The 26345-nt window shown below is 58.1% G+C and carries 26 protein-coding genes and 2 pseudogenes; 18 read left to right on the top strand and 10 right to left on the bottom strand.

Translation table 11 applies throughout. The features are described from left to right. The 7 genes from QA600_RS21690 to QA600_RS21720 all read left to right on the top strand — a co-directional run. On the top strand, positions 1-478 hold a 478-nt coding region (locus QA600_RS21690; RefSeq protein ID WP_278294021.1), incomplete at its 5' end, for a SprT-like domain-containing protein. A gap of 87 nt (positions 479-565) precedes the next feature. After that, positions 566-742: a hypothetical protein gene (locus tag QA600_RS21695; protein ID WP_278294022.1), complete on the top strand. Its 177-nt coding sequence runs from the start codon at positions 566-568 to the stop codon at positions 740-742. A gap of 96 nt (positions 743-838) precedes the next feature. Beyond that, positions 839-1111: a hypothetical protein gene (locus QA600_RS21700; protein ID WP_278294023.1), complete on the top strand. Its 273-nt coding sequence runs from the start codon at positions 839-841 to the stop codon at positions 1109-1111. A 62-nt stretch (positions 1112-1173) separates the two neighbouring features. Further along, on the top strand, positions 1174-1605 hold the full coding sequence (locus tag QA600_RS21705; protein ID WP_278294024.1) for a hypothetical protein: 432 nt from the start codon (positions 1174-1176) through the stop codon (positions 1603-1605). Continuing rightward, the gene (locus QA600_RS21710) at positions 1598-2020 is read left to right on the top strand and encodes a hypothetical protein (protein WP_278294025.1); all 423 of its coding nucleotides are present in this window, start codon (positions 1598-1600) and stop codon (positions 2018-2020) included. Before QA600_RS21705 ends, QA600_RS21710 begins: the two co-directional genes overlap by 8 nt. Continuing rightward, a complete protein-coding gene (locus QA600_RS21715; RefSeq protein ID WP_278294026.1) occupies positions 2020-2913 on the top strand; it encodes a restriction endonuclease in 894 nt (297 codons plus the stop codon). The genes QA600_RS21710 and QA600_RS21715 overlap by 1 nt, the downstream gene beginning before the upstream one ends. 410 nt (positions 2914-3323) lie before the next feature. Continuing rightward, positions 3324-3797, top strand: coding sequence for a response regulator (locus QA600_RS21720; protein WP_278294027.1), 474 nt, complete (start codon positions 3324-3326; stop codon positions 3795-3797). Positions 3798-3829: 32 nt separating this feature from the next. Here QA600_RS21720 and QA600_RS21725 read toward each other — a convergent pair whose 3' ends face one another. Continuing rightward, positions 3830-4114: a HalOD1 output domain-containing protein gene (locus QA600_RS21725; RefSeq protein ID WP_278294028.1), complete on the bottom strand. Its 285-nt coding sequence runs from the start codon at positions 4112-4114 to the stop codon at positions 3830-3832. Positions 4115-4500: 386 nt separating this feature from the next. On the opposite strand from QA600_RS21725, the gene QA600_RS21730 reads away from it, so the two are divergent. Then, a complete protein-coding gene (locus tag QA600_RS21730; protein ID WP_278294029.1) occupies positions 4501-4818 on the top strand; it encodes a hypothetical protein in 318 nt (105 codons plus the stop codon). A gap of 93 nt (positions 4819-4911) precedes the next feature. Then, a complete protein-coding gene (locus QA600_RS21735; protein WP_278294030.1) occupies positions 4912-5187 on the top strand; it encodes a helix-turn-helix transcriptional regulator in 276 nt (91 codons plus the stop codon). Between the two features lie 271 nt (positions 5188-5458). On the opposite strand, the pseudogene QA600_RS21740 reads toward QA600_RS21735, so the two are convergent. The 5 genes and pseudogenes from QA600_RS21740 to QA600_RS21760 form a co-directional block, all read right to left on the bottom strand. Next, positions 5459-6081 (bottom strand): annotated as a pseudogene (locus QA600_RS21740) (DDE-type integrase/transposase/recombinase). Between the two features lie 209 nt (positions 6082-6290). Further along, positions 6291-7052 (bottom strand): IclR family transcriptional regulator, encoded by a 762-nt coding sequence (locus QA600_RS21745; protein ID WP_278294031.1) that lies wholly within the window; start codon positions 7050-7052, stop codon positions 6291-6293. A gap of 236 nt (positions 7053-7288) precedes the next feature. After that, positions 7289-8092: a hypothetical protein gene (locus QA600_RS21750; RefSeq protein ID WP_278294032.1), complete on the bottom strand. Its 804-nt coding sequence runs from the start codon at positions 8090-8092 to the stop codon at positions 7289-7291. Beyond that, positions 8089-9123: a zinc-dependent alcohol dehydrogenase family protein gene (locus tag QA600_RS21755; protein ID WP_278294033.1), complete on the bottom strand. Its 1035-nt coding sequence runs from the start codon at positions 9121-9123 to the stop codon at positions 8089-8091. Before QA600_RS21755 ends, QA600_RS21750 begins: the two co-directional genes overlap by 4 nt. Positions 9124-9245: 122 nt before the next feature. Further along, positions 9246-10388, bottom strand: a complete 1143-nt coding sequence (locus QA600_RS21760; protein ID WP_278294034.1) for a hypothetical protein — start codon at positions 10386-10388, stop codon at positions 9246-9248. 325 nt (positions 10389-10713) lie between these two features. On the opposite strand from QA600_RS21760, the gene QA600_RS21765 reads away from it, so the two are divergent. Together QA600_RS21765 and QA600_RS21770 are read left to right on the top strand one after the other, a co-directional pair. Beyond that, the gene (locus tag QA600_RS21765) at positions 10714-11367 is read left to right on the top strand and encodes a class II aldolase/adducin family protein (protein ID WP_278294035.1); all 654 of its coding nucleotides are present in this window, start codon (positions 10714-10716) and stop codon (positions 11365-11367) included. A gap of 69 nt (positions 11368-11436) precedes the next feature. Continuing rightward, positions 11437-12903, top strand: coding sequence for a rhamnulokinase family protein (locus tag QA600_RS21770; protein ID WP_278294037.1), 1467 nt, complete (start codon positions 11437-11439; stop codon positions 12901-12903). Between the two features lie 49 nt (positions 12904-12952). Here QA600_RS21770 and QA600_RS21775 read toward each other — a convergent pair whose 3' ends face one another. Next, a complete protein-coding gene (locus QA600_RS21775; protein ID WP_278294038.1) occupies positions 12953-13726 on the bottom strand; it encodes a glucose 1-dehydrogenase in 774 nt (257 codons plus the stop codon). 146 nt (positions 13727-13872) lie between these two features. On the opposite strand from QA600_RS21775, the gene dgoD reads away from it, so the two are divergent. The 7 genes and pseudogenes from dgoD to QA600_RS21810 all read left to right on the top strand — a co-directional run bounded on the left by dgoD (position 13873) and on the right by QA600_RS21810 (position 21480). Continuing rightward, the gene (dgoD, locus tag QA600_RS21780; protein WP_278294039.1) at positions 13873-15030 is read left to right on the top strand and encodes a galactonate dehydratase; all 1158 of its coding nucleotides are present in this window, start codon (positions 13873-13875) and stop codon (positions 15028-15030) included. A gap of 56 nt (positions 15031-15086) precedes the next feature. Then, the gene (locus tag QA600_RS21785; protein WP_278294040.1) at positions 15087-16118 is read left to right on the top strand and encodes an NAD(P)-dependent alcohol dehydrogenase; all 1032 of its coding nucleotides are present in this window, start codon (positions 15087-15089) and stop codon (positions 16116-16118) included. 130 nt (positions 16119-16248) lie between these two features. Beyond that, positions 16249-17412 (top strand): ABC transporter ATP-binding protein, encoded by a 1164-nt coding sequence (locus tag QA600_RS21790; protein ID WP_278294041.1) that lies wholly within the window; start codon positions 16249-16251, stop codon positions 17410-17412. A 153-nt stretch (positions 17413-17565) separates the two neighbouring features. Next, positions 17566-18906 carry an extracellular solute-binding protein gene (locus QA600_RS21795; RefSeq protein ID WP_278294042.1) on the top strand — a complete coding sequence of 447 codons (1341 nt, stop codon included), beginning with the start codon at positions 17566-17568 and terminating at the stop codon, positions 18904-18906. 23 nt (positions 18907-18929) lie between these two features. After that, positions 18930-19865, top strand: coding sequence for a sugar ABC transporter permease (locus QA600_RS21800; RefSeq protein ID WP_278294043.1), 936 nt, complete (start codon positions 18930-18932; stop codon positions 19863-19865). Beyond that, positions 19865-20710 carry a carbohydrate ABC transporter permease gene (locus QA600_RS21805; RefSeq protein WP_278294046.1) on the top strand — a complete coding sequence of 282 codons (846 nt, stop codon included), beginning with the start codon at positions 19865-19867 and terminating at the stop codon, positions 20708-20710. Before QA600_RS21800 ends, QA600_RS21805 begins: the two co-directional genes overlap by 1 nt. Positions 20711-20780: 70 nt before the next feature. Then, positions 20781-21480, top strand: a pseudogene (locus tag QA600_RS21810) (IS6 family transposase). A 224-nt stretch (positions 21481-21704) separates the two neighbouring features. Here the strand turns inward: QA600_RS21810 and QA600_RS21815 are convergent. The 3 genes from QA600_RS21815 to QA600_RS21825 all read right to left on the bottom strand — a co-directional run. Beyond that, the gene (locus tag QA600_RS21815; protein ID WP_278294047.1) at positions 21705-24806 is read right to left on the bottom strand and encodes a TraM recognition domain-containing protein; all 3102 of its coding nucleotides are present in this window, start codon (positions 24804-24806) and stop codon (positions 21705-21707) included. A gap of 1 nt (position 24807) precedes the next feature. Continuing rightward, positions 24808-26160, bottom strand: a complete 1353-nt coding sequence (locus QA600_RS21820; protein WP_278294048.1) for a hypothetical protein — start codon at positions 26158-26160, stop codon at positions 24808-24810. Then, the coding region (locus tag QA600_RS21825) for a hypothetical protein (RefSeq protein ID WP_278294049.1) at positions 26160-26345 on the bottom strand (186 nt) is incomplete at its 5' end. The genes QA600_RS21820 and QA600_RS21825, both read right to left, overlap by 1 nt.

A 26345-nucleotide genomic window follows, 5' to 3' on the forward strand; every position in this document is an offset into this window, starting at 1 on the left:
ACCCAAGACCAAAGCGAAGCTACGTGCTCGAGCGGCGTCGCACGCTGCCGACGTCGCCGGCGAACACTTCCCCGAGCTGCCGGTCGAGTCGATCAACTGGGAGACATCAACCCAGATGCAGCGCTCGGCAGGAAAGGCCGGCTACAACCGAGCGAACAATCAGATCACGATCCGGCTCTCGTGGGACGCATACCGCGAGTACGGCTGGCAGAAGTTCGCCCGGACGATCCGCCACGAACTGATCCACGCCTACCAGTTCCACAAGCACAGCGAAGCCGATCACGGTCCAACGTTCACCCGGTGGGTTGATCCACTTGACACCGATCGCCACTGCGAGCGCTTTGCTGACCCGAAATACTGGATAGTCTGCGACGACTGCGAGAAGCGCGACCCGCGCTACCAGCGCTCGAAGATTGTCAAGAACCCTAGCAACTATCGCTGTCAGTGCGGTGGCAATCTCCGAGTTGAGGACGCCTGATCTGGCGCCCTCCCTGCAGCCGATCAGTACCTTTATGTTATTCCCATATATTATATTGATATATCGAAATATACCCTGACAGAATCCATGGCACTCACGATTGAAATTCGAGGTGCTGACAAGCCGACGGAAGAAGCCCGCATCGTCGCAGGCTACGAACGCGGTCAGCAGCTCTCCCAGCTGCTCGAAGCCGGGGATGACGTCGACCCAAAGATCGCCGACGAACTGAAGCGGTACCTGGTATGCACTCCAGTGCCAGCCTAGCTGAACTCGTGATCAAACACGGAACCGCGACGACCTGGAGGGCTACACTAAAGCGCTGCTCGAGGAGGAAGAAGACTGAGAACCGGCTACTGCGTGATGCTGACCAGCGAGACCGCTGGTGAGTCATCTCACCTCGGTCTATACACCTGGCACATCGCCAGCAACGTCGTGGAAAGGACAAGTCGGAAAAAGGATGCCGGCGCCGGCGTGATCGGTCAATGTAATGGGATCCGCGTGATCATGACGGCGTCAGACGGACGCCCGTTCAATGGCAGGATTACACGTCCGACCGACGTCACCGGTGCCATGGTGGATGGCGTCCTCGCGACGCCGTCGCTGTTCGACTCAGCGCACCGGATTCTGGTTTGACGGCCTCCCTGCCCCAAGGCCGACGCAACACGGATCCATGGCACAAACATACCCTAACTCCAATGACCGAAGACAAGAACGTCGACATTCGAGAGATTCAGACTGCTAAGCTCCGACAGGCGAAGGGATCGGTCGTCGTCCGGATCACGAACGCAATCCGCGCGGCCGGTCTCGAGGATGGCTCATTCCGGTTCGATCCGCACGCCGTCGAGGAGATCGGCATGGTTCCCGCGATCGGCGTGGAAGAGCGGATCGACGGCCGGACGGACCCGCTCGCGAGTTCGATCCGATTCGAAGGTGACGGAAGCGTGATGATGCTCACGATCCCCCAAGAGGTCCTTGAGGCGCTTGAGATCGACTCTGACGAGATCAACTGGGATAACCCACCTGAACTGAATGTGTGGGCCGGCGATCAGCTGCTCGCCTTCGAGCGTCCCGACGAGAGAACCGTTCAGATCGACCGCGACGAGTTGGATGAGGAGAACGATGGCTGACTCTTCTCAATCGGCTCTCAACGTCGACTCCGTCCGCGAAGCCGCCGACTACTGGGTTCGATCCACCTACTCGGAATCGGGCCGGGCGATCCATATCCCCACCGAAGAGAGCACACGAGACAAGCCAGAAACACCATGTCGCCACACCCCCCGCACTGGGCGCTGGCGGTCTGTCGAACTCGATCATCTCGATGACGATCTCCTCGAGGAGCGGCTTTGTAGCGAGTGTGCCGCCAAAGCACTCGGTGAGGAGTATCATCCTGGTGGCGACGACGTCGACTACTCACGGACGCCTCTCGACAGGCTCGCAGATGCTGGCCTCCTGGACGAAAACGACGACCAATTGAGTGCTGACGACGAAGCTGCTCAATCGCGTAACGTAGGCGGGGAAGCTGAACGTGGGCGTGGTCTGTAGTGGCCGAAGCACAGGCCGCCGAAACGCGACCTGTTCCCGACGTCACGGACTACGAACTCAAACGCTACCTCCAGCAGATGGATCCTTTCGAGTTCGAAGAACTCGTTGCGGCCCTCTGGGACCGAAAAGGATGGGACGCTGCAGTCGATGGCGGCACACACGATCGCGGCGTCGACGTCCGGGCCACCAAGTCCTACCCCTATGAGTCGAAGGTACTCATCCAGGCGAAGCGATACGGACCGAACACGACTGTCGGCTCACCAGAGATCCAACAGTATGCATCTCTCGCTCATCAAGAGAGTGGCGTCGACAAGGTGCTGGTTGTCACAACCAACGAATTCTCACGACAGGCCCTCGAGCTTGCACGGGACCTGAACGTCAAAACGATCGACGGCGATGGCCTCGTTCACATTATCCGCGAAGAAAGCGCCGAAGATCTCGTCGCTGAATACCTCCCACTGCCAACACGCAACGAGAGTGGATCCGAACCATTGTCCTCACCCACTAAACCCACAGACTCAGCCAAAGAAGGCGGCCTTCTCACGTCGCTTCCATCGGTGCCAGGCCTCAAACCCCGCTGGCACTGGGTCGCGATCACAACCGGCTGCTGGGCGATCGCGACGGCGGTTATGTTTCTCGTCGAGCCACCGCTCGGTCTTGGTGTGATAGCCGGTCTAGCAATCCTGATCGCGTGGCCTGGCTTGCCGATCGCGCTCGCACTCGATGGGATGTATCTCAATCAGACTCATGAGCGTCGCTACTGGTGGTACCTCTATGCTGTCGTCGCGTTCACACCGTTTCTCGCAACGTTCGCAGGGTTGGTTTACCTCTACCGGCGAAAGGAGTTCGCCGGTCTCGAGCATCCATTCAATGCCGGCGAATTCATTCGTTGACTGATACTGGTTTTCTCCCCGTTGACTGATAATTGAGTTCGACTGGATTTCGGAGAGCCAGTCAATCCGTAGATGTGCGAAAAAACGCTGTTCTCTTCATCGCTTCCTGTTACCAAATTACTGGGGGAGAAGAAGGATGTCAATTGACACCATAACTACTCTTGCTTGGACATCTTTAGTGAATGCCAAGGCTGTGGATTTGTTCTACAAGCGGTGAGCGATGCTGATCCCACTCCCAAAAACTGGGATTCATGTCCTCTCTGCGACGGAACTGATTTCGAGCTAATCGAGACATAGGGCACCGGCATGTGACACAGAGCCTTTCCACCGCCTTCAGAACAAAACAAACTGAGTTGCACCGAAGAAACTATCAGCGTTTATCTTTTAAGCTTGCAACTTAATGCAGTGGTATGGGTTCACCAAGTGGGGAGAGTAACAGTGAAACAGGAGAATTGATAGATATTTTATTAGTCGAACCAAATCATGGTGATATCCGTCTCTTTGAGGAAAACCTTGAGCAAGGAAAGATCTTCAATACCATTCATACCGTTTCTAATGGGGAAGCAGCGCTTGATTTCGTGAATCAGCGTGGCGAGTATGAAGAGGTGCCACAACCAGACCTCATTTTACTTGAGCCCCAGCTGCCTGGAAAAAGTGGCATGGAAGTCCTCTCGGAGCTGAATAACGAGCCAGAACTGAAAGAGATTCCAGTGATAGTTCTCACGAGCTCAGAAGCCGGGCAAGAGATCGTGAAATCTCACGGCCTCGAGGCGGACGAGTATATCCAAAAACCAGTTGAGGCTGAGGAATTCGTCACATTTGCCAAAGAAGTCGAGGACTTTTGGCTCGCTATTATCCAGGATAATGGCGAATCAGACGGGTGATTGTCAATGGCTGCCGGTCCTATGCCTCCAATTTACTCAGATCGAACGACCTCAATATCGCCAGCGCCGGAGACAACGACATCGTAGCCAGCATACTCAAAAGAGATCGACTCCAGGCCGGAGCTTTTCTCAGCGCCGACCAAGTCGTTCAGTGCCTCTGGGTTGATCACGTTGCTGAGGGGCGGCAACTCGAGTGGATCTGTTCCAGCAGCATCGGCAACTGCAGAAACGACTGCAACAACGGGTGTCATCTCATGGTGAGGACTCTGTTTCGACACTGGAACACCACTTGTCTGCTGAACAGGTGAATTTGGCATAGCACGGACTGCCACATCCCAGTATAAATTGCTTCTCAAACAGCCGACCAGTTCCCAGTGATCGTTTATCGGGGTTTGAGTGCGTCAGCTTGGCGTTCACGGCTAACACGTTCGGGGATCAACCCCGAAATATCGTTTCGAGCCTAGAGGGCAAGCAAGAGATTGATAATGACTCCAACGAGTATTCCGAGTGTCGCGCACCACCCAACGCGACACTGCCACACAGCACCCCAACCTGCACCTGGCCACCGGCACTAACTCCCCACCTGACTGGTGGCCTGTTTGCAACTCCTTCCATCCTTTCCCGAAGACGTCTCCACAGAGAACCTTCAGCGACTGCAACAAAGAGAGAGGGTCTATTTGTACAGGCCCCAAATGAGAATCCAATGCCAAGCGATTCGGATCCACCTCGAGAACATACCTTTGGGTCCCCAATTGATCTGCCTTCAACACTGGAGGCGCTCAGTATCCAGTATCTGGACGTCAATGAGAGCCGTGCGCTCGTGATCTACCAGACTGCAATTCTCAATCTCGAGGTGCTCGAAGGCAAACTCTCGGCTGCAAGCCGTGTTGAACTCGAAGTGTATGAAGATCCTCGAGAGGACTACTCTGCAGACACGGAGAAAAGCAGTGGCTCAGTCGTCGACTCCCTCCTCGACCAGTTTACTTCTGCAAATAGCTCATCACTTTCAAATCAAAACTAAACCAGACAATACAGTTTCTCCCAGAATTGTAGCTCGAGACTGGCAATCGCATACGACAGGGATAACAATATACAGGTATAAGGATAAGTCACCATGGACGATCTTACAGGCTTCCAGCGAGACCTGCTGTACGTCATCTCAGCCGCCGATCAGCCATCCGGGCAGGACATCAAAGACGAGATTGAAACCTACTATAGTACCGAGATCAACCACGGGCGGCTATACCCAAATCTCGACACGCTCGTCAACAAAGATCTCGTCGAGAAAGGCGAACTCGATCGGCGAACGAACTACTATGCCCTCGCGAATGAAGGGGATGAAGCCATTGAGGAACGCCGCGAATGGGAATCACAGTACGTCGACCTCTAACTCGGGCCGTCTTAGCGAGCATATCACTCGCGACGAGAGAGATGGCCGGTAGCTTAATAACCGTGTTCAAGACCACCTATAAAACGTCTTCAGTATGCGGCTCCGGAATAAGCTGAAGGACCGACGATCGCTTAAGTTTGTACTTTCAGAGGCGATAGCGATACAATTTGGAGAGAGAGAGAGTTGTTGACACAATAGACTATAAACTGAAATATTATCTAACAGATGAACACTCTTAGTTTAGCATCTCGGCCAGAATTTGTCTGTTTAGTTATGAAATTGGTTGCTGTGTGTAATAATAATGCGCAAACTGTTCAAGATCCTCTCTGGCGCTCGCCTGACTTCCCACTCATGAGTTATAGAAGCGGCCAACTCATATCTTGAAGGTGTGATCCACTTTTCGATCAACATAGTCGAGCTGGCCACTCAACCCCAATCGAAAGAGGGCAGTCAGATAGCCGTAGCCATCGATGAGAAACACCGCTTCGGCGAGATTGTGTTTCTCGGTCAATTGGTGCAAGAAGGCAGCGGCTGGATCGGTGCCTTGCCGCCCGAACATGGCGATATCAAAAAGTAGTCATGAGTATAGAACTGTTGCAATATACACCCAAGACCATTTACTATCAATCTTAATAGTTTTCCGATAATATTGGCCCGTGGCGGCTGCGCCGTTGGCAGATCTGGAGAGTTATCCGCTAGCCAACATTTCCACAGCCAGGTCACTTGATGAGAGCGTTCCACGCCGACTAATGAAGAATCACTTGTGTCTCTCGGAACGACAACCGGTTGCGTGAAGACAGACGGCGAACACCCCACGGATGTCGCCGTCCGCTCATGCTCCCAAAATCCATCAAATTCCACCGCGTAGCACTCGTTGAGCAGGTCTGCGAGCAACTTTTCGAACAAACTCTACGGTCTGCTCGTTTTTCCAAACTACACTGACTAGACGGTGCCTTGCGATACAGACTTCAGTTATTGGTCAAATCGATGCTTGGTGTGCATGTGACGTATTCTGTGATAGCAGAGAGATTACAGTGGTATGGGTGTAAATTATGGGGAGGGGACAAGCAAGTCAGGTTTGTAGTAAACGTAATGGGCATCTCTCACGCGAGATTGACATATACGGACTTCGTGGTGCTGAGAACCTGACCAGTAATGTCCTCCTCTAGAAATCGACCGTTCAATCGGGTGGCGGGGCCGCAAACTCCGATGGCCGCAGTTAGAGTATCGGTGGCAGTTGAGATCGGCGCTGCCACACCGATGATCCCTTCGTAGTGTTCTTCTCTGCAGAACGATATACCATCGTCACGAATTCGTTGCAGCTGAGAAACGAGTTCGGATCGGTCGGTCATCGTTGCATCCGTCGATGAGACGAGATCGTGTGTTTCGAGAATCGTATTGGCGTTTTCTTCGGGAAGTGATGAAAGGATCGCTTTACCAGGGGCAGTAAGATGAAGCGGGATCCTGCTTCCCTCGTGAAACGGTGGCGACCAGCCGTCGGGTGTCTCGGCGATGTGTATCGGAACGCCTTCGCCGTTCTCATTGACGAACAGCGTCGCCGTCTCTCCGGTTGCCGTCGCGAGGTTGTTGACCTGGTGTTTGGCCGCCTCGTAAATCGCGTGCCGATCCCGCGTTCGACTACCCATCGAGAGGAGCTGAAGCGACGGGCTGTAGGTTCCATCGTTCTTGGTTACGTACCCGTTGGTACAGAGCGTCGAGAGATGGTTGTGGGCGACGCCTTTCGAGACGCCGACCGTCTCCGCAACGGCCGTGACGCCGAGAGGATCCTCAGAAGCGACAAGCGTCTCTAATACTGCCAGTGATGTTTCCGTCGCGTCGACGGTGTACCGTGATGTGTCCGTCATTCTGTCTTCCCCTACAGCTTCGTCCGACAAATACCTTGTTCTAGAGTGCAGAACGAACCGGGGAAGAACTGAGCATTCCACGGACTATGGTATAGCAAGACAAGGCCATCTTTGTTGGTTATTTATGATTCTGTATAGGATATTATTCCCGTTCTTCTCTGCAGAACATGGAATTTCAACACCAACAGTAAGCACTGCTATGTGGTATTCGAGCAGGAAAGGATTAGCGAGATCGATTAAGTGCTCCAGGCTTCTTCCACATGAGCGTCTCCATGGACGATGTCACGGAGTGCACGGACCACGGCTGTGGGGTCTGGCGTTTGCCAGATGCTGCGACCGATAATGAGGCCGTGGCTCCCCGAATCCATCGCCTCAGCCACGTCCTCGAGCACGGCGGGGACGGAGCCTGACGCAGGACCGCCGAGAATCATAACCGGAACCGGAGCGTTAGTGGCGATCGGAGTGAACGACTCTGGGGTTCCGGTGTACGGCGCCTTGAGGATGTCTGCACCGAGCTCCCACCCGATCCGACACGCGTTCGCAACGTACGTCGGATCGGTTTCGAGACGGTCGGGTACGGCTGTCCCCCACAGTACCGTCTCGACAATAAGCGGAACACCGGTCCCGTCGAGTTCTGACGCGAGCGTCGTGATGTACTCGACGTTGCGCTCGAATGCCCGGTGGTCCTGACGGCCGAAAGCAAGCACAGTCTTAATGCCAACCGGGTCACACGCAAGCAATGACTCGGTATCGAACGCACGCTGTTGGACGAGCGGACCGACATCCTCGCCGGGATGGCTCGATGGGGATACAAAGTCGGCGGTAACGAGAAGCTCTGCGCTCGATGTGGCAAGCGTGTCCGCGTAGTGCTCGGCGAAGGCTGGGCTGACAAGCACGCCGTCGGGCTCACCATCGAGTACCGACTCGAGCGTCGCCAGCGGGTTCTGGAATCCGTCGACGGCGCCCGTTCCGATACCGTGATCGAGCGCGACGACGACAGCATTTCCCGAGCGAGTGTCAAACAGGTCGTACTCAGTCATTCCGTCGCCCCGGGTTCGACGATTTTTTTAAGTCCGTCAGCGTCGCCCATTCGTTCGAACGCGGTCGGCAGATCCTCGAGCGAGATGTGCTCGGTAATCATCGCATCGGCGTCGATTCGATCCTGCTCGAGCATCGTTACGGCTCGCTCAAAGTCCTCGGTAGTTAGCGAGTACGTACCTCGATAGTCGATCTCGTGGAAGTAGATGTCGAACGGATTAATTTCCATTGTAGCGTCTTGATCGGGAACGCCGAATATGAGCGTCGTTCCGCCCTTCGCTGTGACCTCGTTGGCCTGTTCGATAGTCGGGACGAGACCGATGGCTTCGACGCCGACGGCGACGTTGCCCCCCGCGGCGTCCCGGATTGCCTCTACGGGATCGACGTTGTCGGGATTCACGACCGCGTCGGCACCGAGATCGGCGGCGAGTTCTCGTCGCTTATCGTCCGGTTCGGAGACGACGATCGGACCGGCGCCACGGTTTCGAAACGTCTGTAACAGCATTAGCCCAATCGGACCGGCACCGATAATTGCGACGCTATCGCCCTGCTCAAGGTCAACCTGGTTGACACCGTGAACGCAGCATGCGAGCGGTTCGGCCAGTGCTGCATGGTCGAAGGAAAGATCACCGATGTCCTCGACGTTCGTTATCGGGACGCGAATGTATTCTGCGAACGCGCCATCGAGGATGGTCTCTCCAGCGCCCCCGAGGACCGTGTTGTTCTCACAGAGGTGGGTTTCACCGCGCTTACAGTACGAACACGTGTGACAGGGAATCGTCGGGTTGATCGCGACTCGGTCGCCGATGTCGAACTCGGAGACGTCATCGCCGACGGCGGCGACGGTTCCGGAGCTCTCGTGGCCGGGAACCATGGGTGTCTCGACGGCGAAGGTACCGTGGTACATGTGGTAATCGGTCATGCAAACGCTGCAGGCACCAACTTCGACGAGTACTTCGTCGTCGTTCGGTTCGGGTCGATTCTGTTCTTGGACGGTGATCTCACCGACGTCGGTCAGTGTTGCTGTACGCATTAGTGTAGGATTCTCGTATCGGGTCGGTTTATTTGTGATTCAGTTCGTTTGATTCGGAGTGAGTGATTCATAGTTGGTTTTCAGTTCGGCTTGTCGTGAATCGGCTGTGCTTCGGTTCCGTATCAGTCGAACAATGTAGCATACCGATCGACGAACGTCAGTAGCTCCTCGTACGTCGGCGGGGCTCCGTTCCGAACGAAGTGACCGGCGAGCGCGTTTCCGAGGACGAGCGACGGACCGTTGGTGATTCCGATGAGGTGAGCGAGAACCAGTCCCGCGGTGAAGTGGTCGCCGGCGCTCGTCGTAAGGACCGGATCGTCTGTCTGCGGGACGGCCACCCGAGCGGTAGTTTCGGGTCCAGCGAGTGCCGAAGCGCTTGAGGAATGAGCGGCGTATCGAGTCACGCCGAGTGCGTCTCGAGCCCGTTCGGCTGCGTCTCGAAGCGTTCCGTCGTGACGTTCCGTCGAACGAGGTCGTGCGAGAACGGCTGTCTCGGCACGGTTTGCGCTGACGGTCACTGGAACGGTGTCGTCCAACTCGGCCAACGGCTCGAGCCCCGACCGCAACCGTTCGGTCGAGAGCTGTCTGATGTCTGCGGGGTCAAGAAACACCGACTCGGGCGGCTCCGAGAGCAGCGGCCACAGCTCGGTCGCGAGCCCGTTCCAGATGGTCGGCAGCTCCGGAATGTTCGCCCAGTACCCAATTCCAAGAACGGTTGCGCCGTCGACAGCGTCGGCCAAAGTTTCGATGCCGACGCGGTCGCACAGGCGCTCCCAGTTCAGCCGCCTTTGGCTGCCGGTCTCCTGAAGCAGTAGCTTGCCGTCGTCGAACTCCACCGCGTCCGTGATCGTCGGTTCGCCGAGTGTGTACCGCTCGTACTGCTCGAATTCGTCGTCGAACACGGGATCAGAGGGAATGCCAAAGGTACCGAGCATGGTAGGGTCGAACCCTACGGTTCCGGTAGCGCGAGAGAGGTGTGCGACGTGGCCGCCCGCACGCCGTCCCGAGCGGTGCCACTCGGTGCTGACAGAGCTGTCCGCATCGGCCGACCGTCGGATTCGGTCGCCGAACGCTCCGAGTTCTCGCATCGGCGTGTAGTTTTCCGCGTCGTGGCGGACGTCGACGAGTTCCCGCACGTTGTCGATGAATCCGTCGAATCCGAACGTCAGTTCGGCGTTCGGCGGTGTTGTCGGTACTGCATCGCGACAGGCTGTGACGTGGGCGGCCGTCTCCTCGTCGAAGGCGTCGGTCTGTGGCTGTGTCACGTTTTCCTCCGGTCCAGAGCCGCTACCAGTGAGACGTGATGGCGTCTCGGCTGGAAACGCGTGGTACTCTCACGCTAGGGCTCCGAGTTGGAGTAGTGGAACAACCTATTAATAACTTGCCGCTACCGATCGCTGTTCGCTGGCATGGTGCAAACGAGGAGTATATGGTTTCTATCTCGCAAGGAAGAGAATAAGCCACACAACAATCTATTGTGGTTCGGCACTGGATTCGGTCTGCGTCACCAGCTCTCTGCTAGTGTCGCTTGCCGGAATGAGTAATATAGCTGTCAAAAGTAATTTATATTGTGGCGGGCTCGTACGCAGCATGTCCGGACACGAACAGCAGTTCCGAGACCAGCGGAAAGAGATCCGGGAGTACGGCTGTCAACTACTCGAGGACGATCTGACGACCGGGACCGGCGGTAACCTAAGCGTTCGACTCGACGATGACCGCGTCGCGATCAGTCCGTCCGGCGTTCCATACGAGGAAGTCGTTATCGAGGACGTCCCGGTGACAACGACGGACGGAACCGTCGTTTCGGGAGCGTACGATCCTTCGACAGAGCTTCCGATGCACCTGACCGTTCACGAGCAGCGCTCAGACGTAGAGGCCGTCGTCCATACACACTCGCCGTACGCGACGACATTCGCCTCGCTGGGTGAGCCGATCCCGGCATCGCACTACCTTGTGGCATTCGCCGGGACGGAAGTCCCCGTTACCGAGTACGAAACCCACGCGACACAGGAGCTCGGTAATGTGGCCGTCGACGCTCTTGATGAGTCCGCGAAGGCAACGTTGCTTCGCAATCACGGCGTGTTGACCGTCGGGGAGTCACTTGAGGACGCCTATACGGTCGCGTTGATGGTAGAATACTGCGCGCGGATCCACTACCAGGCGCGGGCAATCGGGGAGCCGGAGATTCTCCCGGACGACGAAGTCGAACATCTGCAGGGTAAACTCGACGGATATGGTCAGTAATCGGACAACGGTGATCACGTTAGTCGAGTTACCCCGCCGAGCAGGGACAATGCAGTCGCGAGATCGAGCATGAACGTTGTTGCAATCGACATTGGCGCCAGCGGCGGAACCGTCTATCTCGGCCGATTGAGCTCTTCAACGTTCAAACTCGAAGAAGTCGATCGGTTTGAGAACGCGCCCGTCGAGGCCGACGGGCGCTACGTGTGGGATCTCCAAGCGCTCCAGGAGCAAATGATCGAGGGAATTCAGGCGGCGGATCAGCGAGCCGACGGGATCGATGCCATCGGGATCGACACATGGGGCCTTGACTTCGGACTCACACGTAATGGAACCGTACTTCGAGACCCGACGTCGTACCGCGATCCCGAGGCGACGGCGGCAAAAAATGAGTTGTTCGAGACCGTCGGGAAGCGACGGCTCTTCGAGGCAACCGGAATTACGAACTGGAACACGCCGAACACGCTCTGGCAGCTGTACACGCTCGCACGGGAAGACCCGTCATTGCTCGAGCGAGCCGACGAGCTGCTCATGATGCCACAGTTGCTGTCGACACTGCTAGGCGGGCGAGCAGCCGGCGAGGTGACGATCGCCTCGACGACGCAAATGGTCGATCCCGACCGTCAGGAGTGGGCGTGTGACCTGCTCGCGGAGCTTTCGCTGCCGACGGAGTTGCTTCCGGATCTCGAATCGCCGGGTGCTCGACTCGGACCGGTCAATACAGAGGTCGCCGCGTCGCTCTCGACAACGCCGGAGCTGGTAATGCCCGCGAGTCACGATACCGCCTCGGCGGTTGCCGGCCTGCCGTTGACCGACGACGCGGCATTTCTCTCGACCGGCTCGTGGTTCCTCTTTGGGGTCGAACGAAGCGATCCGCTAGTGACCGACGCGGCGTTCGAGCTTTCACTTTCGAACGAGTTAGGTGCGGACGGGACCGTTCGTCTCCTGAAGAACATTACCGGGTTCTTCCTGCTCGAGGAGTGTCGGAACGCGTGGCACGACGCTGGCGAACCGACCGCGTACGGCCATCTGCTTCGGGCGGCACAATCCGCGGAACCGATGCGGTCGCTCGTCGATCCGGACGCCGAGGAGTTCGGGATCGAGGGGTCAATGCCGGCGAAGATTCGGTCGTACTGCCGGCGGACCGGACAGCCGGTTCCCGCAGGGCAGGGCGAGGTCGTCCGATGTCTGCTCGAGAGCCTGGCGGCGAAGACCGCGCTTGTGTTCGACGAACTGGGAGATGTCGTGGAGGCGCCGCCAAAGCGCATCGTTCTCGGTGGCGGCGGCGTCCGGAACGAGCTGTTTTGTCAGTTGCTCGCCGACGCGACCGGTCGCTCCGTGCAGGCCGGCCCGGTCGAAGCGACCGCAATCGGGAACGTACTGACACAGGCGATTGCCCTCGACGTCGTTCCGGATCTCGAAACCGGCCGCGAGCTGGTTGCGGAGCAGTTTGAGCCGCGAACGTACGAACCAGCCGGTACCGACAAGTGGGGTCCGGCGAAAGAACGGATGGGTGATCTCGTCGCGACCGACGACTGACCTCGAGTTTCCGGCTCGGGTCAACGTCCGGTCGCGAATTCCGACGCTCTCAGCGTGCGGTGTAACCGCCGTCCATGACGACGGTCGATCCGGTCATGTACGAGGAGGCGTCCGAGCCGAGGTAGACGACAAGCTCGCGGAGTTCCTCCGGACGACCGAGTCGCCCCATCGGCGTGTTTTCGAGCCACGTCTCCTCCATCTCCGGGTTTTCCTCGAGCACCTCGTCGACGAGATCTGTCCGCATGTATCCCGGTGCGATCGCGTTCACGCGGACGCCGTGGTCGGCCCACTCGACTGCTAGCGACTTCGTGAGCATGGAGACGCCGGCTTTTGAGGCGTTGTAGCTGGCCTGTTTCTGTGGGACGTTCACGTCGAACCCGGACATGGAGGCGATGTTGACGATCTTTCCCTCGCCGCGCTCGAGCATTTGAATTCCGACGTGTTTGGCACAGAGGAACACGCCATCGAGGTTGACCTCGAGCACCCGTTTCCATGAGTCAAGTTCGGTTTCCTCCGCCGGGGACTGCTCGACGATCCCGGCGTTGTTGACGAGAACGTCGATCGGACCAAGCTGATCGGTCACCTCCTCGACCATACCTTCGACCGACGATTCGTCCGTCACGTCGACTTCGAACGGGACGACATCGGTTTCGCCGTCGAGTTCGGTCGCGGTTGTTTCAGCGTTCGCGTAGTTGATGTCGGCGATCACGACGTCGGCGCCCATCTCGGCGAGCCCGGACGCCATCTGCTTGCCCAGTCCCTGTGCGGCGCCAGTAACGATCGCTGTCTCTCCTTCGAGCGAGAAAGCATCTCGGATACTCATGCGTTCGATTCATACCAGCTATCCCCTCCGTGTTAAATCTATTGTGAGTCACTCTCACTGTTGGCCGCGAACGCCGATGAACTCCCGAATGCTGAGTGACAGCAGTACCCGTGGTGTTCAAGTAGCGTCTCCCGGATACTCCACGTATGCAAATCACCAACTACGAACTGTTCGCCGTGCCGCCGCGGTGGCTGTTCCTGCGGCTAGAGACCAGTGACGGAACGGTTGGTTGGGGAGAACCGATCATTCAGGGACGGTTAGAGTCGGTCAAGACGGCCGTGAGTGAACTCGTCGAGGGGTACCTGCTTGGCGCGGATCCGATGCGAACGGAGTACCACTGGCGGAAACTCTACCAGAGCGGGTACTTCCGCGGCGGCCCGATATTGATGAGCGCGCTGTCGGGAATCGACCAAGCACTGTGGGACATCAAGGCTCGCCACTATGGTGTGCCGATCTACGAACTGCTCGGCGGGCACGTTCGGAACCGGATGATGGTGTACAACTGGATCGGCGTCGTTCCCGAGAGTCCGGTGGAGATCGCCGAGTCCGCTCGCGACGGTGTTGAGAACGGGTACCGCGCGTTCAAGCTCAACTTCGTCGGCGAGTTTCGGCCGCTCGAGACGCCAGCCGTAATCGAACAGGCGATCGAACGCGTCGCAGCGGTTCGAGACGCTGTCGGTGATGACGCGTTCGTCGGGGTTGATTTCCACGGTCGCGTGTCAAAGCCGATGGCGATCGAACTCGTCAGGCGCCTCGAGCCGTACGACCTGATGTTCGTCGATCAGCCGCTGCTGCCAGAACACGCCGAGGCGTTCAAACGTGTCGCCGAGCAAACCCGAGTACCGCTCGCCACGGGCGAGCGGTTCCACTCCCGATACGACTTCAAGCAGCTTCTGGTCGACGACGCCGTCTCGGTCATTCAGCCGGACGTCACCAGCGTCGGCGGGATCAGCGAGCTTCGAACGGTTGCGACGCTGGCCGAGACATTCGACACGGCAGTGATCCCGCACTGCCCGCTCGGCCCGATTGCGCTCGCGGCATGTCTTCAGGTCGGTTTCGCCACCCAGAACGTCGTGATGCAAGAACAGAGCCTCGAAGTCCACGACCCGAACTCGAGTCCCGGCCTGGAATACCTCGAGGATCCCGAGGCATTCGCCTTCGACGAGGGGTACATCGAACGCCTGGAGGGACCGGGACTCGGGATCGAGATCGACGAAGCGTACGTCCGCGAGCAATCGCAGACGAGGGTTAACTGGCACAATCCGACCTGGCATCACGAGGACGGAAGCCTTGCCGAGTGGTAACCCGTCGATTGCGACACTCCCTCACCTTTTTGTAGTTCACCCTCCTGGGCTGAGCCATGCGAACTGCCGTGTTAGCCGAACCTCACCGGTTTGAGCACCGAGAGCGCGAACGACCGTCACCCGGCCCGCAGGACGTCCTCGTCGCGATCAGCGACGTCGGGATCTGCGGCTCGGACGTACACTACTACGAACACGGACGTATCGGCGACTACGTCGTCGAGAACCCGCTGGTACTCGGTCACGAGAGCGCGGGCGAGGTCGTTGCAGTCGGCGACGAGGTCACCGAGCCGGCCGTCGGCGATCGAGTGGCACTCGAGCCGGGCGTTCCCTGTCGACAGTGCGCACACTGTAAGCGCGGTGACTACAATCTCTGCGAGGACGTGACGTTCATGGCGACACCGCCTCACGACGGTGCGTTCGCCGAGTACGTCGCCTGGCCGGCCGACTTCGCGTACGAACTTCCGGAGAACGTGTCGACGACGGCCGGTGCGCTTTGCGAGCCGCTGTCGGTCGGCATCCATGCGTGCCGACGGGGCGACGTCGGAACTGGCGACAGCGTCCTGATCGCGGGCGCCGGACCAATCGGGCTCGTCACGCTCGAGGCCGCGCAGGCTGCCGGAGCGACGGACGTCATCGTTACCGACGTCGTGTCCGAGAAACTCGAGCGCGCGGCCGATCGCGGCGCCGATCTGACCATCGACGTCTCCGAGACCGACCTCGAGACGGCCGTCGGGGAGTACACCAACGGAGTCGGTGCGGACGTCGTCGTCGAGGCATCCGGCGCCAAACCGTCGATCCAATCGACGGTCGATGCCGTCCGGCGTGGCGGGACGATCGTGCTCGTCGGACTCGCCGACAAGGCGACCGTTCCGCTGGACGTTCTCGAACTCATCGACAACGAAATCGACGTCCACGGTTCGTTCCGGTACAAGAACACGTACGACGCTGCGGTTTCGTTGCTCGCGGACGGAGCAGTTGATCTCGAGGGGCTCGTCGACTTCGAGTCGCCGCTGGGGGAGGTCGAAGCGGCGTTCGAGCGCGCGATGGAGCCTGCCGTTGTCAAGGGAATGATTACAGTGTCGGAGTGAGCGGCCACTGATCGAATCGATTCCGCAGACCGGCGTGGCGGCGTCGTCTGGGAGAGAGCAGCCGATTCGTTACCCTGTGTGGTATACTCATGTGAACATTTATTATGATGGGTGAACGTAGCTTCGACGCATGGCTGGCGTTACATTAGACTCCGTTAGGAAAGTCTTCAGTAGCGGCGGAGGCGAAATAACCGCCGTCGACGACGTTGATCTCGAGGTCAGGGACGGCGAGTTCCTCGTTCTGGTTGGCCCGTCCGGAAGCGGGAAATCAACGTTGTTGCGGATGATCGCCGGCCTCGAGCAGCAGACGTCCGGCGACATTGTCATCGGCGACGAAGTCGTGAACGATTACAAGCCCCGCAGGCGGGACATTGCGATGGTGTTCCAGAGTTACGCGTTGTACCCGAACATGACGGTTCGGGAAAACATGAGTTTCGGCTTGAAGATGTCGACCGACTTGTCGGACGAGGAGGTCAACGAGAAGGTCAACGACGCGGCGGAAGTGATGGGGATCGACGATCTGCTCGACAACAATCCGGGACAGCTCTCGGGCGGGGAGAAACAACGTGTTGCACTCGGCCGGGCGACCGTTCGGGATCCGAACGTGTTCCTGATGGACGAGCCCCTGTCGAACCTCGACGCAAAGCTTCGGACCGTGATGCGAACGGAGATCAATCGACTGCAGGAACAACTCGGCGTGACGACGGTGTACGTGACCCATGACCAAACCGAGGCGATGACGATGAGCGACCGGCTCGTCATCCTGAACGAAGGAAAGGTCCAGCAGGTCGGAACGCCACTCGAGTGTTTCTACAAGCCGACGAACCGGTTCGTCGCCGGGTTTATCGGCAGCCCTTCGATGAACTTTTTCGCGGTAGAAGCGGAGAACAGGACGCTCCGCGGCGAGGGACTAGCGTACGAACTGTCGGCGGCTACCGCCGAGGACGTCGCCGGACACACCGCACTCACGTTCGGCGTTCGGCCGGAGGATGTCTCGGTCAAGTCTGCATCGGGGTCATCGAACGACATCGAGTGTACGGTCGATGTCGTCGAGCCGATGGGGAGCGTTAAGTACGTCTACCTGCGCACCGCGGAAACGGACCGAGAGTTCGTCGCGGAGATTGACGGACAACAACCGATCGAGACCGGCGACACGGTGCACGCTCACATCCCGGAGCAGGCGGTGTACCTGTTCGATCGGGAGACGGGGACCGCGTTGCACCACCGCTCCGTCAGCGAGGATGCCGAAATGGAGATTTCGGCAGCGACCGAAGGCGGTGCCGCAGATAGTTGAAGAGGAACTGGCGGGATTCCGGCGTGAGCCGTTTTGACTGACGACTGTCGCGACGGAGTGATATCTTCGCGAATGACGACCCGAACCAAAATTATAAATAACCGTGTTAAGATATACTGTACCATAGCCATGGATAGCAAGAGGCGTACGTTCATGAAAGCCGTTAGTGCAGGCACCGTGGGGGCCGTCGCTGGGCTTGCCGGATGTCTCGGTGAAGAAGATGCGGACGTCGACGACTTCGATCTCTCGTCGATCGAGGAGGCGGACATCGACTGGGAGCGCCACGAGGGGGAAGATCTGACGCTCGGGTTCGTCGAGCACCCGTTCGTCGACAACTTTGAACCGCTCGAGTCGCAGTTCGAGGATCTCACCGGGATGACCCTCAGCTGGGACGTGCTACCGGAGTCAGAGTTTCGAACCCAACGAGATACGGACGTTACGACTGAAGGTGGTACCTGGGACGTCTTCATGGCCGACCAAGTGGTGACCCAGTACTACGAATCGGACTGGCTCCAGCCGCTGGACGGATACTTCGATGACGACGACCTGTATGACGAGGAGTGGTACGAGACCGACGATATCTTCGAAGCATCGATCGAGGCGTGTCACGCGGCCGGGACGGCCGACGAGTGGACCGGCCTCCCGATCACCGTCGAAGCACTCACGCTGTTCTACCGCGAGGACCTATACGAAGAACATGACCTCGAGGTCCCCGAAACGATGAACGAAATGCTCGAGAACATCGAGACGATCCACGAAAACGAGGACATGCCCGGCGTCGTTGCCCGCGGCGAGCGCGGATACGGGATGAACATCTTCATTCTGAACTCCTATATCCGCTCGTGGGGCGGCGAACTCTGGGAGGAGTACCCCGAGGAGTCCGGACTCGACAGCGACGAGGCGATCGAAGCCGCCGAGTTCTACGTTGACATGCTTCAGGAGTACGGCCCGGGTGATGCGGCGAGCTACGAGTGGTCGGACGCGCTGGCGACGATGCAGCAGGGCAGCGCGGGCCACTTTGCCGTCGACGCAAATCTCTTCCACGCCGACCTGACCGACCCCGACGAGTCCCCGGTCGCGGAGGATATCGGAGTCGCGGAGATGCCCGTCCCGGAGGGCGGGCAGTTCGCGCCGAACGCCTTCACCTGGCAGATTTCGACCCAACAAGCGTCTGACAACCCCGAAGCGGCGTGGCTGTTCATGCTGTTTGCGACCAGCCAAGAGGTTCAAGAGTGGATGGGCGAACAGGGCGCACCTTTCCTCACGCGCGCCTCGGCATGGGAGACCGACGAGTACCGCGACCACGTCGGCGAGGAGTTCGCGGACGTCTCGATGAACTCGCTCGAGGGCGCAATCGGCGACGAGTTCGACGTCTATTACCCCGAGTGGGGCGAAGAGTACTCGACGGAATTGCAGGCAGCAATTGACGGAAGTCAGTCTGCTGAGGAGGCGATGCAAAACGCTGCCGAGACCGCCGAAGATATCGTCAACTAGCGGCCAAGAGAGAACTATGAATCATGGCAACTGAAACGGAAACGACGCTTGGGACCCGCGGGTACCGTAAGCGCCTTACGGAGCTATGGCAGGAGTACCTTCCAGTGTGGTTTATGCTGCCGATGGCGCTGTTCTTGGTCGTAGTGACCTTCTTTCCCGGCGCCTATAACATCTACCTAGGGCTCACGAACTGGGATCTCACGAATCCGGCGACGACCGGCACGTTCATCGGCTTGGACAACTTCGCGAGCGCGTGGGGCCGGGGCTCAACATGGGTATCGGTCCGGAACACGTTCGTCTTCGTCTTCGGGAGCCTGGCCCTGCAGACGACGCTCGGGTTCGTCCTCGCCGCGTTGGTCGCTGGCGTCACCAACGGAATGAAGACGGTCTACCGTATCGGGTTCATCCTGCCGATGGCCGCCGCGCCCGTCGCGCTGGCGACGATGGGCCAGATCATGTTGAATCAAGAGCTTGGCATCATTCCATACCTAATCGAGACGGTTCTACCGGTGAGTTCACCTGCGTTCCTTTCCGGGCAGTACTCGCTGCTGACGGTGATTCTCGTCGACACGTGGAACTGGACACCGTTTATGTTCATCGTGTTCTACGCCGGGCTCACGTCGGTCCCGACTGACCTGAAAGAGGCCGCGAAAGTCGACGGCGCGCCGCTGTGGCGAATTTACGCCCATATCATCATCCCCTATATGAAACCGCTGATCTTCGTGGCGGTACTCATCCGGATGATCGACCTGTTCCGCGAGTTCGGGATGATCTACTCGCTGACCGGCGGGGGTCCCGGAACCTCGAGTCGGGTGCTCAGCATTCAGGTCTTCGAGATGGGGTTCATCGGGAGTAATCTCGGGACTGCAGCGGCAGTGTCGATCGTCTACCTCGTGTTCGTTATCGCGCTGTGTACGATCGCGATCATCAAAGTCGGCTTCGAGGGGGTGTGGGACTGATGAGTGCGATATCGACGGACCGGAGACGACAGCTCAAGGAGGTCGGCCGACACGTTGTCCTCTTCGGGTGGCTCCTGTTCGCACTGTTCCCGTTCCTGTGGATCCTGTCGATGTCGCTGAAGTCGACCGCCGACGCACTGGCGATGCCGCCAGAGTGGATCTTCGTCCCCACGTTCGAGAACTACATCGAACTCATGCGTGACCCCGAGTTCGCCTACGCCCTCGGCAACAGTTTCCTAGTCGTCGGTGGCTCGGTGCTAATCGTCCTGCTGATCGGTATCCCGGGTGCGTACGCGATCTCCCGGTACGATATCCCTGCTGAACGTGACGTAATGATCTGGATCCTCTCCTCACGGATGCTCCCACCGGTAGCGGTCATCGTGCCGTTTTTCATCCTGTATAACCGACTCGGATTGCTCGATACGCGTATCGGACTCACCTTCATGCTGACGACAATCAACATCGCGATCGTCGTCTGGGTAATGAAAGCGTTCTTCGACGGCATCCCCGTCGCACTCGAGGAAGCAGCGATGGTTGACGGTGCAACGCGGTTCCAGGCGTTCCGCAAGGTCGTACTCCCAGCCGCACTGCCTGGGATCATCGCCGTAGCGATCATCAGTTTCATTTTCGGCTGGATCGAGCTCGTCTTCTCACTCGTGCTGACCGGAACCGAGACACGAACTGCACCGATCTACATGTATCAGTTCATCGGCTCGCGCCAGATCGACTGGGGCATGCTTGCAGCTGCGTCCTCGGTACTAGTGATGCCAATCGTACTGTTCCTCATCCTTGTGAACAAGTACCTCGCGGCCGGGTTGAGCTTCGGTGTCGCGCTGAAGGAGTAACACGGTCCTCTTCTCTTTGGTCGGTGTTTTGCTGTTTGGGGAACGAGCAGATCGTGAAGTTGGTTTGGATATTCAGCTCGTAAACTTGTTCAGCAAGTCTTACGCGGCGGATTTAGAAAATCCTGGGAACGTGAGCAGACGGCAATGTACGTCAGAGTGTTCACTGTCCGGCCTCCACACGACCAGGTTTCGCTTCGAGGGATACAAGCGATCCGTAGCTTGGTCGGCGTTGAACGGCCTCATCAGGCAATTTGGAACTAATTACATCGGATATCCCATATGTTTCCAGACCCGCCGACGTCCATGAGAGCGGAACCCTTGTGCAGCCCTCAGAACGCAAAACGTTCTGAGGACAGCGAAGCCGTCCCGGCCCTCTATTGGTAATATAGATGTTAATACTAGTTCTGAATGATCTTGTTCTTATACCACAACAGGAATGGGGTCACTATTAATACTCGATGTCGCAGTGTTCGTACGACGAGGCTCCAGCCGTTGCGTTCCTGCACCGACTCAACGAGAAACACCATCTTGGAGAGATACGTTGATGGCTGCGGCCGTCTGACTACTCTCACTCGGCTGGGAATGAGCGGTCAACTCAATTACACCGACCGAAACCGCATCGAAATGTGATTTTACACACTGAGCAGATGGGTTGACTACTTCCACAGCTCATGGGTGGAAACCGAACGAGTACTAGGGCCTATCTTGATAGCTATACACACTACTATAAACACTGTATCCGATCTAGTCACCAAACTGATACGCAATAGCGGAGATGCTAAACTATAACAAAACTTGGAAATCGTTGCAGTGCAAACGATCGAACTGAGTTGCCATCTGCTGATCTCCATCGGTTTACCGGCAGCCGTGAGCAGAAACTTCTGAAGATTACTATACCTAACCGTATCGACAAAACATTCTGCCAGCCTCGAATATCCATTCTACATCAATCAGTGAACAGCGCTGTTTGTCTCGAAAAGCAGCAGCAGTCACACTAGATCGAATTAAAGGGATTATCAGTTGCTCCCCCCTCCTCTTGATCATCCCCACCCTCAGCTTCAGGCTCACACTCGGGGTCTGGCCGCTGCTCTGGTGTTTCGGGCGCAGGCGCGGGCTCTTCTGGCTCTCGGAGTGGCTCCACATCCAGAGAGTTCTCGTCACTTTCGGTGTCGCTATCGTCTCCGTCCAGGTCTGTCTCATCAGCGCTCTCCGATTTTGGTTCCGACCCAATCTCAGACTCAGGTTCCGCCGACTCGGTGGTGACGCCCTCAGTCGACCCACCTAACCAGGAACCAATCGGAATCGCCTCTTCGCTGTCAACGTCGAATAGAAGCAACTCCGGCTCACCCTCGAGGTCGCGATCATCGTTCGGCACGATAGCGATCCGGAATTCCTCTGGCTCCGGAACGAACTCATGGCCGTGCTCGCGGAATATCGCTTCCGGAATCACCGGCTCATAGATGTGCGTCCAGTCGTCTGTAAGCGGTCCCTTCCCGCCATACTTCCGCTCAACGTCGCCGCTTCGTTCGACGACATAATTGGTGTCCTCGGGATCGTAATGAACGGTCGCAGGCGCATCGGTCGGGTCACGCTCTCGGTACTCTTCGGGACTGTCGAACCGAAGGTAGGTCTCGTCAGTGTCCCGGTCGCGACAAACGATCGCACCACTCTCGAGTTCAACCCACTCGGTCGAGACATCTTCAGGGACGATCGCGAGTTTCTCAGTGCCCGAATCGTCGCGAGCCATCTCGAGTTTCCCACGCGTGTAGAACTTCCGGGCAGCCCCCGTCGGCGTACGAATCGACGTGAACGGATCGCTCCCATCGGCGCCGAAAATCGATGCCAGGCGCTCGGCGTTCCGTGTAAGACCATCGTCGCCGCCGTCGCCGACAACGAACAACAGCTGTTCGGGCTCTGGCGCTTTCGCCGCGTTCTTGATTGGGCCGCCCGGCTTCGAGAGTCCCTTCGATTCGGCTTCGATGTACAGCGTCTCTGTTCCCGAGAGCTCGAGGATCTCTGGGTACTCGTCTTCGAGACGCGACTGAACGATCTGATCACGCTCATCTTCCGAAAGGCCACCATCAGGAACGATCGACGGTGGTACTTCACCAACCGCGTCCGGCAGTTCGTCTCCGTCCTGCGTTGGCAATTTCATCTCGTACCCGGACCGTGTCCCCCACTCGTAGACCTCTCGAAGCATATGTCGGTGTTTGCTCTTCCCACCAGAACCACCCGAGCCAGTTTCCAGCCCAATCTGGCCGCGTCCCTCAGGCGTCACCGTAATCTCGAGACCATCGCTTGTACTCCGCTGCTCGAGTGCACCGGCTGCCTCCAGACGCTCGACGATGTTCGACGCCTGCGTATACTCAAGGCCGGTCGCATCGGTCACTGCCTGCTCTGCGGCCGGTGTCTCAACGGACGTCGACTCCGCTCGAATCGTCTCGTCGTAAATAGCCTTCAGTGCCGCCTGGGCCGCTTCGACATCGTCGACGTCCATTGGTTCCTCGACGCTACTCGAGGTGTTCTCACGACCGACTGCATCCGCTGCATCGGACTGCCCAGTCCCAGCGAAGAACAGCCCGTCGAGGACCTCCCGCCCAGACTGGCGCTCAATCCCGTAGCGTTCCGTCGACTGCTGGATCAATTCAAAAGCCTCTTCGATCGAGTGCAGCGGTGGATACGGTGGCGTCAGCTTCGCCATGAACGAGTCGTCCTCATGGCGCAGCTTCGTCTGGGCGTGGTAGTCCGGAATCTGGGTCAAATCTCGAGGATCCTTTCCACCGAATCGATCAGAGAGCGCTCGAGCCTCATCAGGCAACAACGGATTCAACGAAACCAGCGTGTTGCAGTTCGACAGAATCGCCTGCTGGGCCTCTGCATCCAATTGATGCAGCGTCTGTGTAGCCAGCAGTAGCCCAAGCTTCTTCGAACGGGCTTTCGTGAGCATCTTGTCGATCTGTGAAGCCTCAGTAAGGACATCGTCGCACTCGTCGATCATCAGGAAGTAGGGATCATAATCCCCACCGGAGGTGTTCGCCCCAGCGAGCTCACGAACCTTCTTTTCTGATGGGTTGATCCGATCGTTCACACAGGTCCAGACCCGACGCATCACTGCCGTCGCGACCATCCGCTTTGCCTCACCAGGCAGGTCGTTCTTGCAGATAATGATCTTGCCCTCGTTGACCGCCTCGGCGATCGAAACGTCGGACTCACGTTGAGCCAGAATCTGTCGCGTGATCGGATTCTCCACCCAGTCCTTTAGCCGACCCACGAGTGCGTCGAGCTCTTGCTCAGTCAGTTCCTCCGCGATCTGTCGCGTGTAGACCTCGAGAAACGCGATGTCATCGTCATCAGCCGATGCGATCAAATCCGCGTACTCCTTTCGGTTCTCCTCGTCGAGCAACGCATAGTAGAGCTCGAGTGGCGTGAACTCGAACTCGTGGCGAATCATTCCGCGGACCATCGTCTTCATGACACGGTCCATCCGATTCCCCCAGAAGTCGCCGGCCTTCAGCAACTCCTTGAAGTCGTCGACGATCCCTTCAATCTCCTCGTCGAATCCGGTCTCGTCGGGCTCGTGGTAGGTCTCAAAGAGGTTGAACCCGACCGACTTATCCAGAAAATCGTCCCCTGGCGCAATGTAGATCACGTCGTCCCAGCGATCCTCCGGAACCCGCCGTAGGAGGTCGTAGATATCGTCGCCCTTCGGGTCGATAATCGTGACGCCGTGACCACCGTACATGAGCGCGACGGCGTCGTTGTACATCTTCGTCGTCTTCCCCGTACCCGTCGAGCCACCGTAGAAGACATGCCGGAAGAGCCGATCGAACTCCACTGGCACTTCCCGACCAGAACTTTCGGAGACACCGATCCAAAGGGGCTGTCGAGGTTCCGCCTGTGCGTTCTCGATCATCGCTCGAGGCCAGGCACCAGCATAGGTCTCGATTTCCTCTTCGACTGGATCGTAGCGCTGTATGGCCCACTCCTTATTGTTGATCAAGACGGGTTCGCTCGGATCGTCCTCACCTTCGATCCGGGCGCCGAATTTCTCGATCTCCTCGACTGGTTCGCCATCGTCGCCGAAAGGTAGAGTCATATTATGCGGACACCTCCTGGTCTCGCTCAGAACTGCGGTCATCTAGTTCGCGGTCGCCATCAGACGGCTGACTATCGGCGACAACACTCCAGTCATTGTACTCCTCGGGATCGCTCCAAGTAGGGGGTATATCGTACGTCCACCAATCAGCGCCCTCGAGGCCGACCGACCGGAGCTCCTTCTCCCATGGAACGACCCCAGAATCGTGGAACTCCGAAAACCGCGGTGCGTTCGCCGGGACGTCGCCGGCGTGAGACGTCAGCGACCAGTCGACGTCCTGGGTGTTGATATCGTCGTTCGGGATATGGATTAGCCCCGCTGCACCGCGAACACCCATGATCATCTTCCGATCCGCACGGGTACGACCATATGCCCGCTTCAACTCAGTCAGCAGCGGCTTGTCGTACAGCGGAACGACCTCGAAGCCCTGCTCGGTCTTGCTCTCATAGTAGCCGTCAAACTGCTGTGCGGTCTCGGCTACCCGCCGAACCGCAGAATCCGGATCGTCCGAGACACCGACGATCCGCAGATTCATCCGGAAGCCTTTCTCACCACGCTGTTCGCGAACGATGTTGGATGCCTGCTTGTCTTTGTTCGACGCCTCACGCTCTTCGCCGACGATCTCGAACTTCTCGGGGAACAGCTCGTACTTCAGCGCATGGAGGAACGACTCGTCCTTCCGGGGACTCTTGAGCTCATCTGCGATGTCGTCGATCGACGACGAGAGCAACCCGCCCTTCCACCAATCCGCTGGTGCCGGTTCGAAGATCGTCTGCACAGCCAGATCGGTCTCAGTATCTGACTCACGCTCGCCGATCATCTCGGCCGTAATGGACCCATAGGGATCGTTTTCGAACCCCTCGATGTCCATGTGCTTGATCGGATACAGATGCTTGCCGTCCGAACGCTTCCGGAGTCGAAGATAGGCTCCGGCGACGTAGCGCCCTTCCTCGAGAGGCAACAGCGCTGGCCGGTCATGCTCCGACATATCAATGTGAGCGTCAGGATAGAACGTCTCGAGCTGCCGTTGCATCTGCTTCTGGGCCTCAGTCGTCGCCATCACCCACTGGAAGCCAACCAACCCGTTGATGTAGCGCATCTCGAACGAGTGCGTTGGCCCCTCTGCCGACCCAAACAAACCACTCCGACCGGGATTGTGGACGGCCGTCAGTAGATCAATTGCATCCTTCGGCCCGCCGCCGTCCTTGCTCGGCTGGACGGCGATCGACTTACGCTCAGGCAACTCACCGTAGAGCTGCTCGGCCAACTCCGGCGTGACCTCGAGAGCCTCGTAGCCATCACCAAGACCGAGCTTCTGCTTCGTGGCACACACTGTCCGATTCCCAAGACCCATTAGGACCACCTCCAGCCACAGACATCGTCGTACTGCTGCAGATACGATGCGTAGTCTTCGCCGTGCTCAGAGGGATCATACATTAACGCAACCGCCTCTCGAGGGTTCTGGTCATGATCCATCCGGACACGCCCAGGGTAACAGCCCTCGTCGTCGACCCGTAGCAGCACCTCCGAGAATCCATC

The organism is Natronococcus sp. A-GB1, assembly GCF_029688845.1.
Lineage (GTDB): Archaea > Halobacteriota > Halobacteria > Halobacteriales > Natrialbaceae > Natronococcus.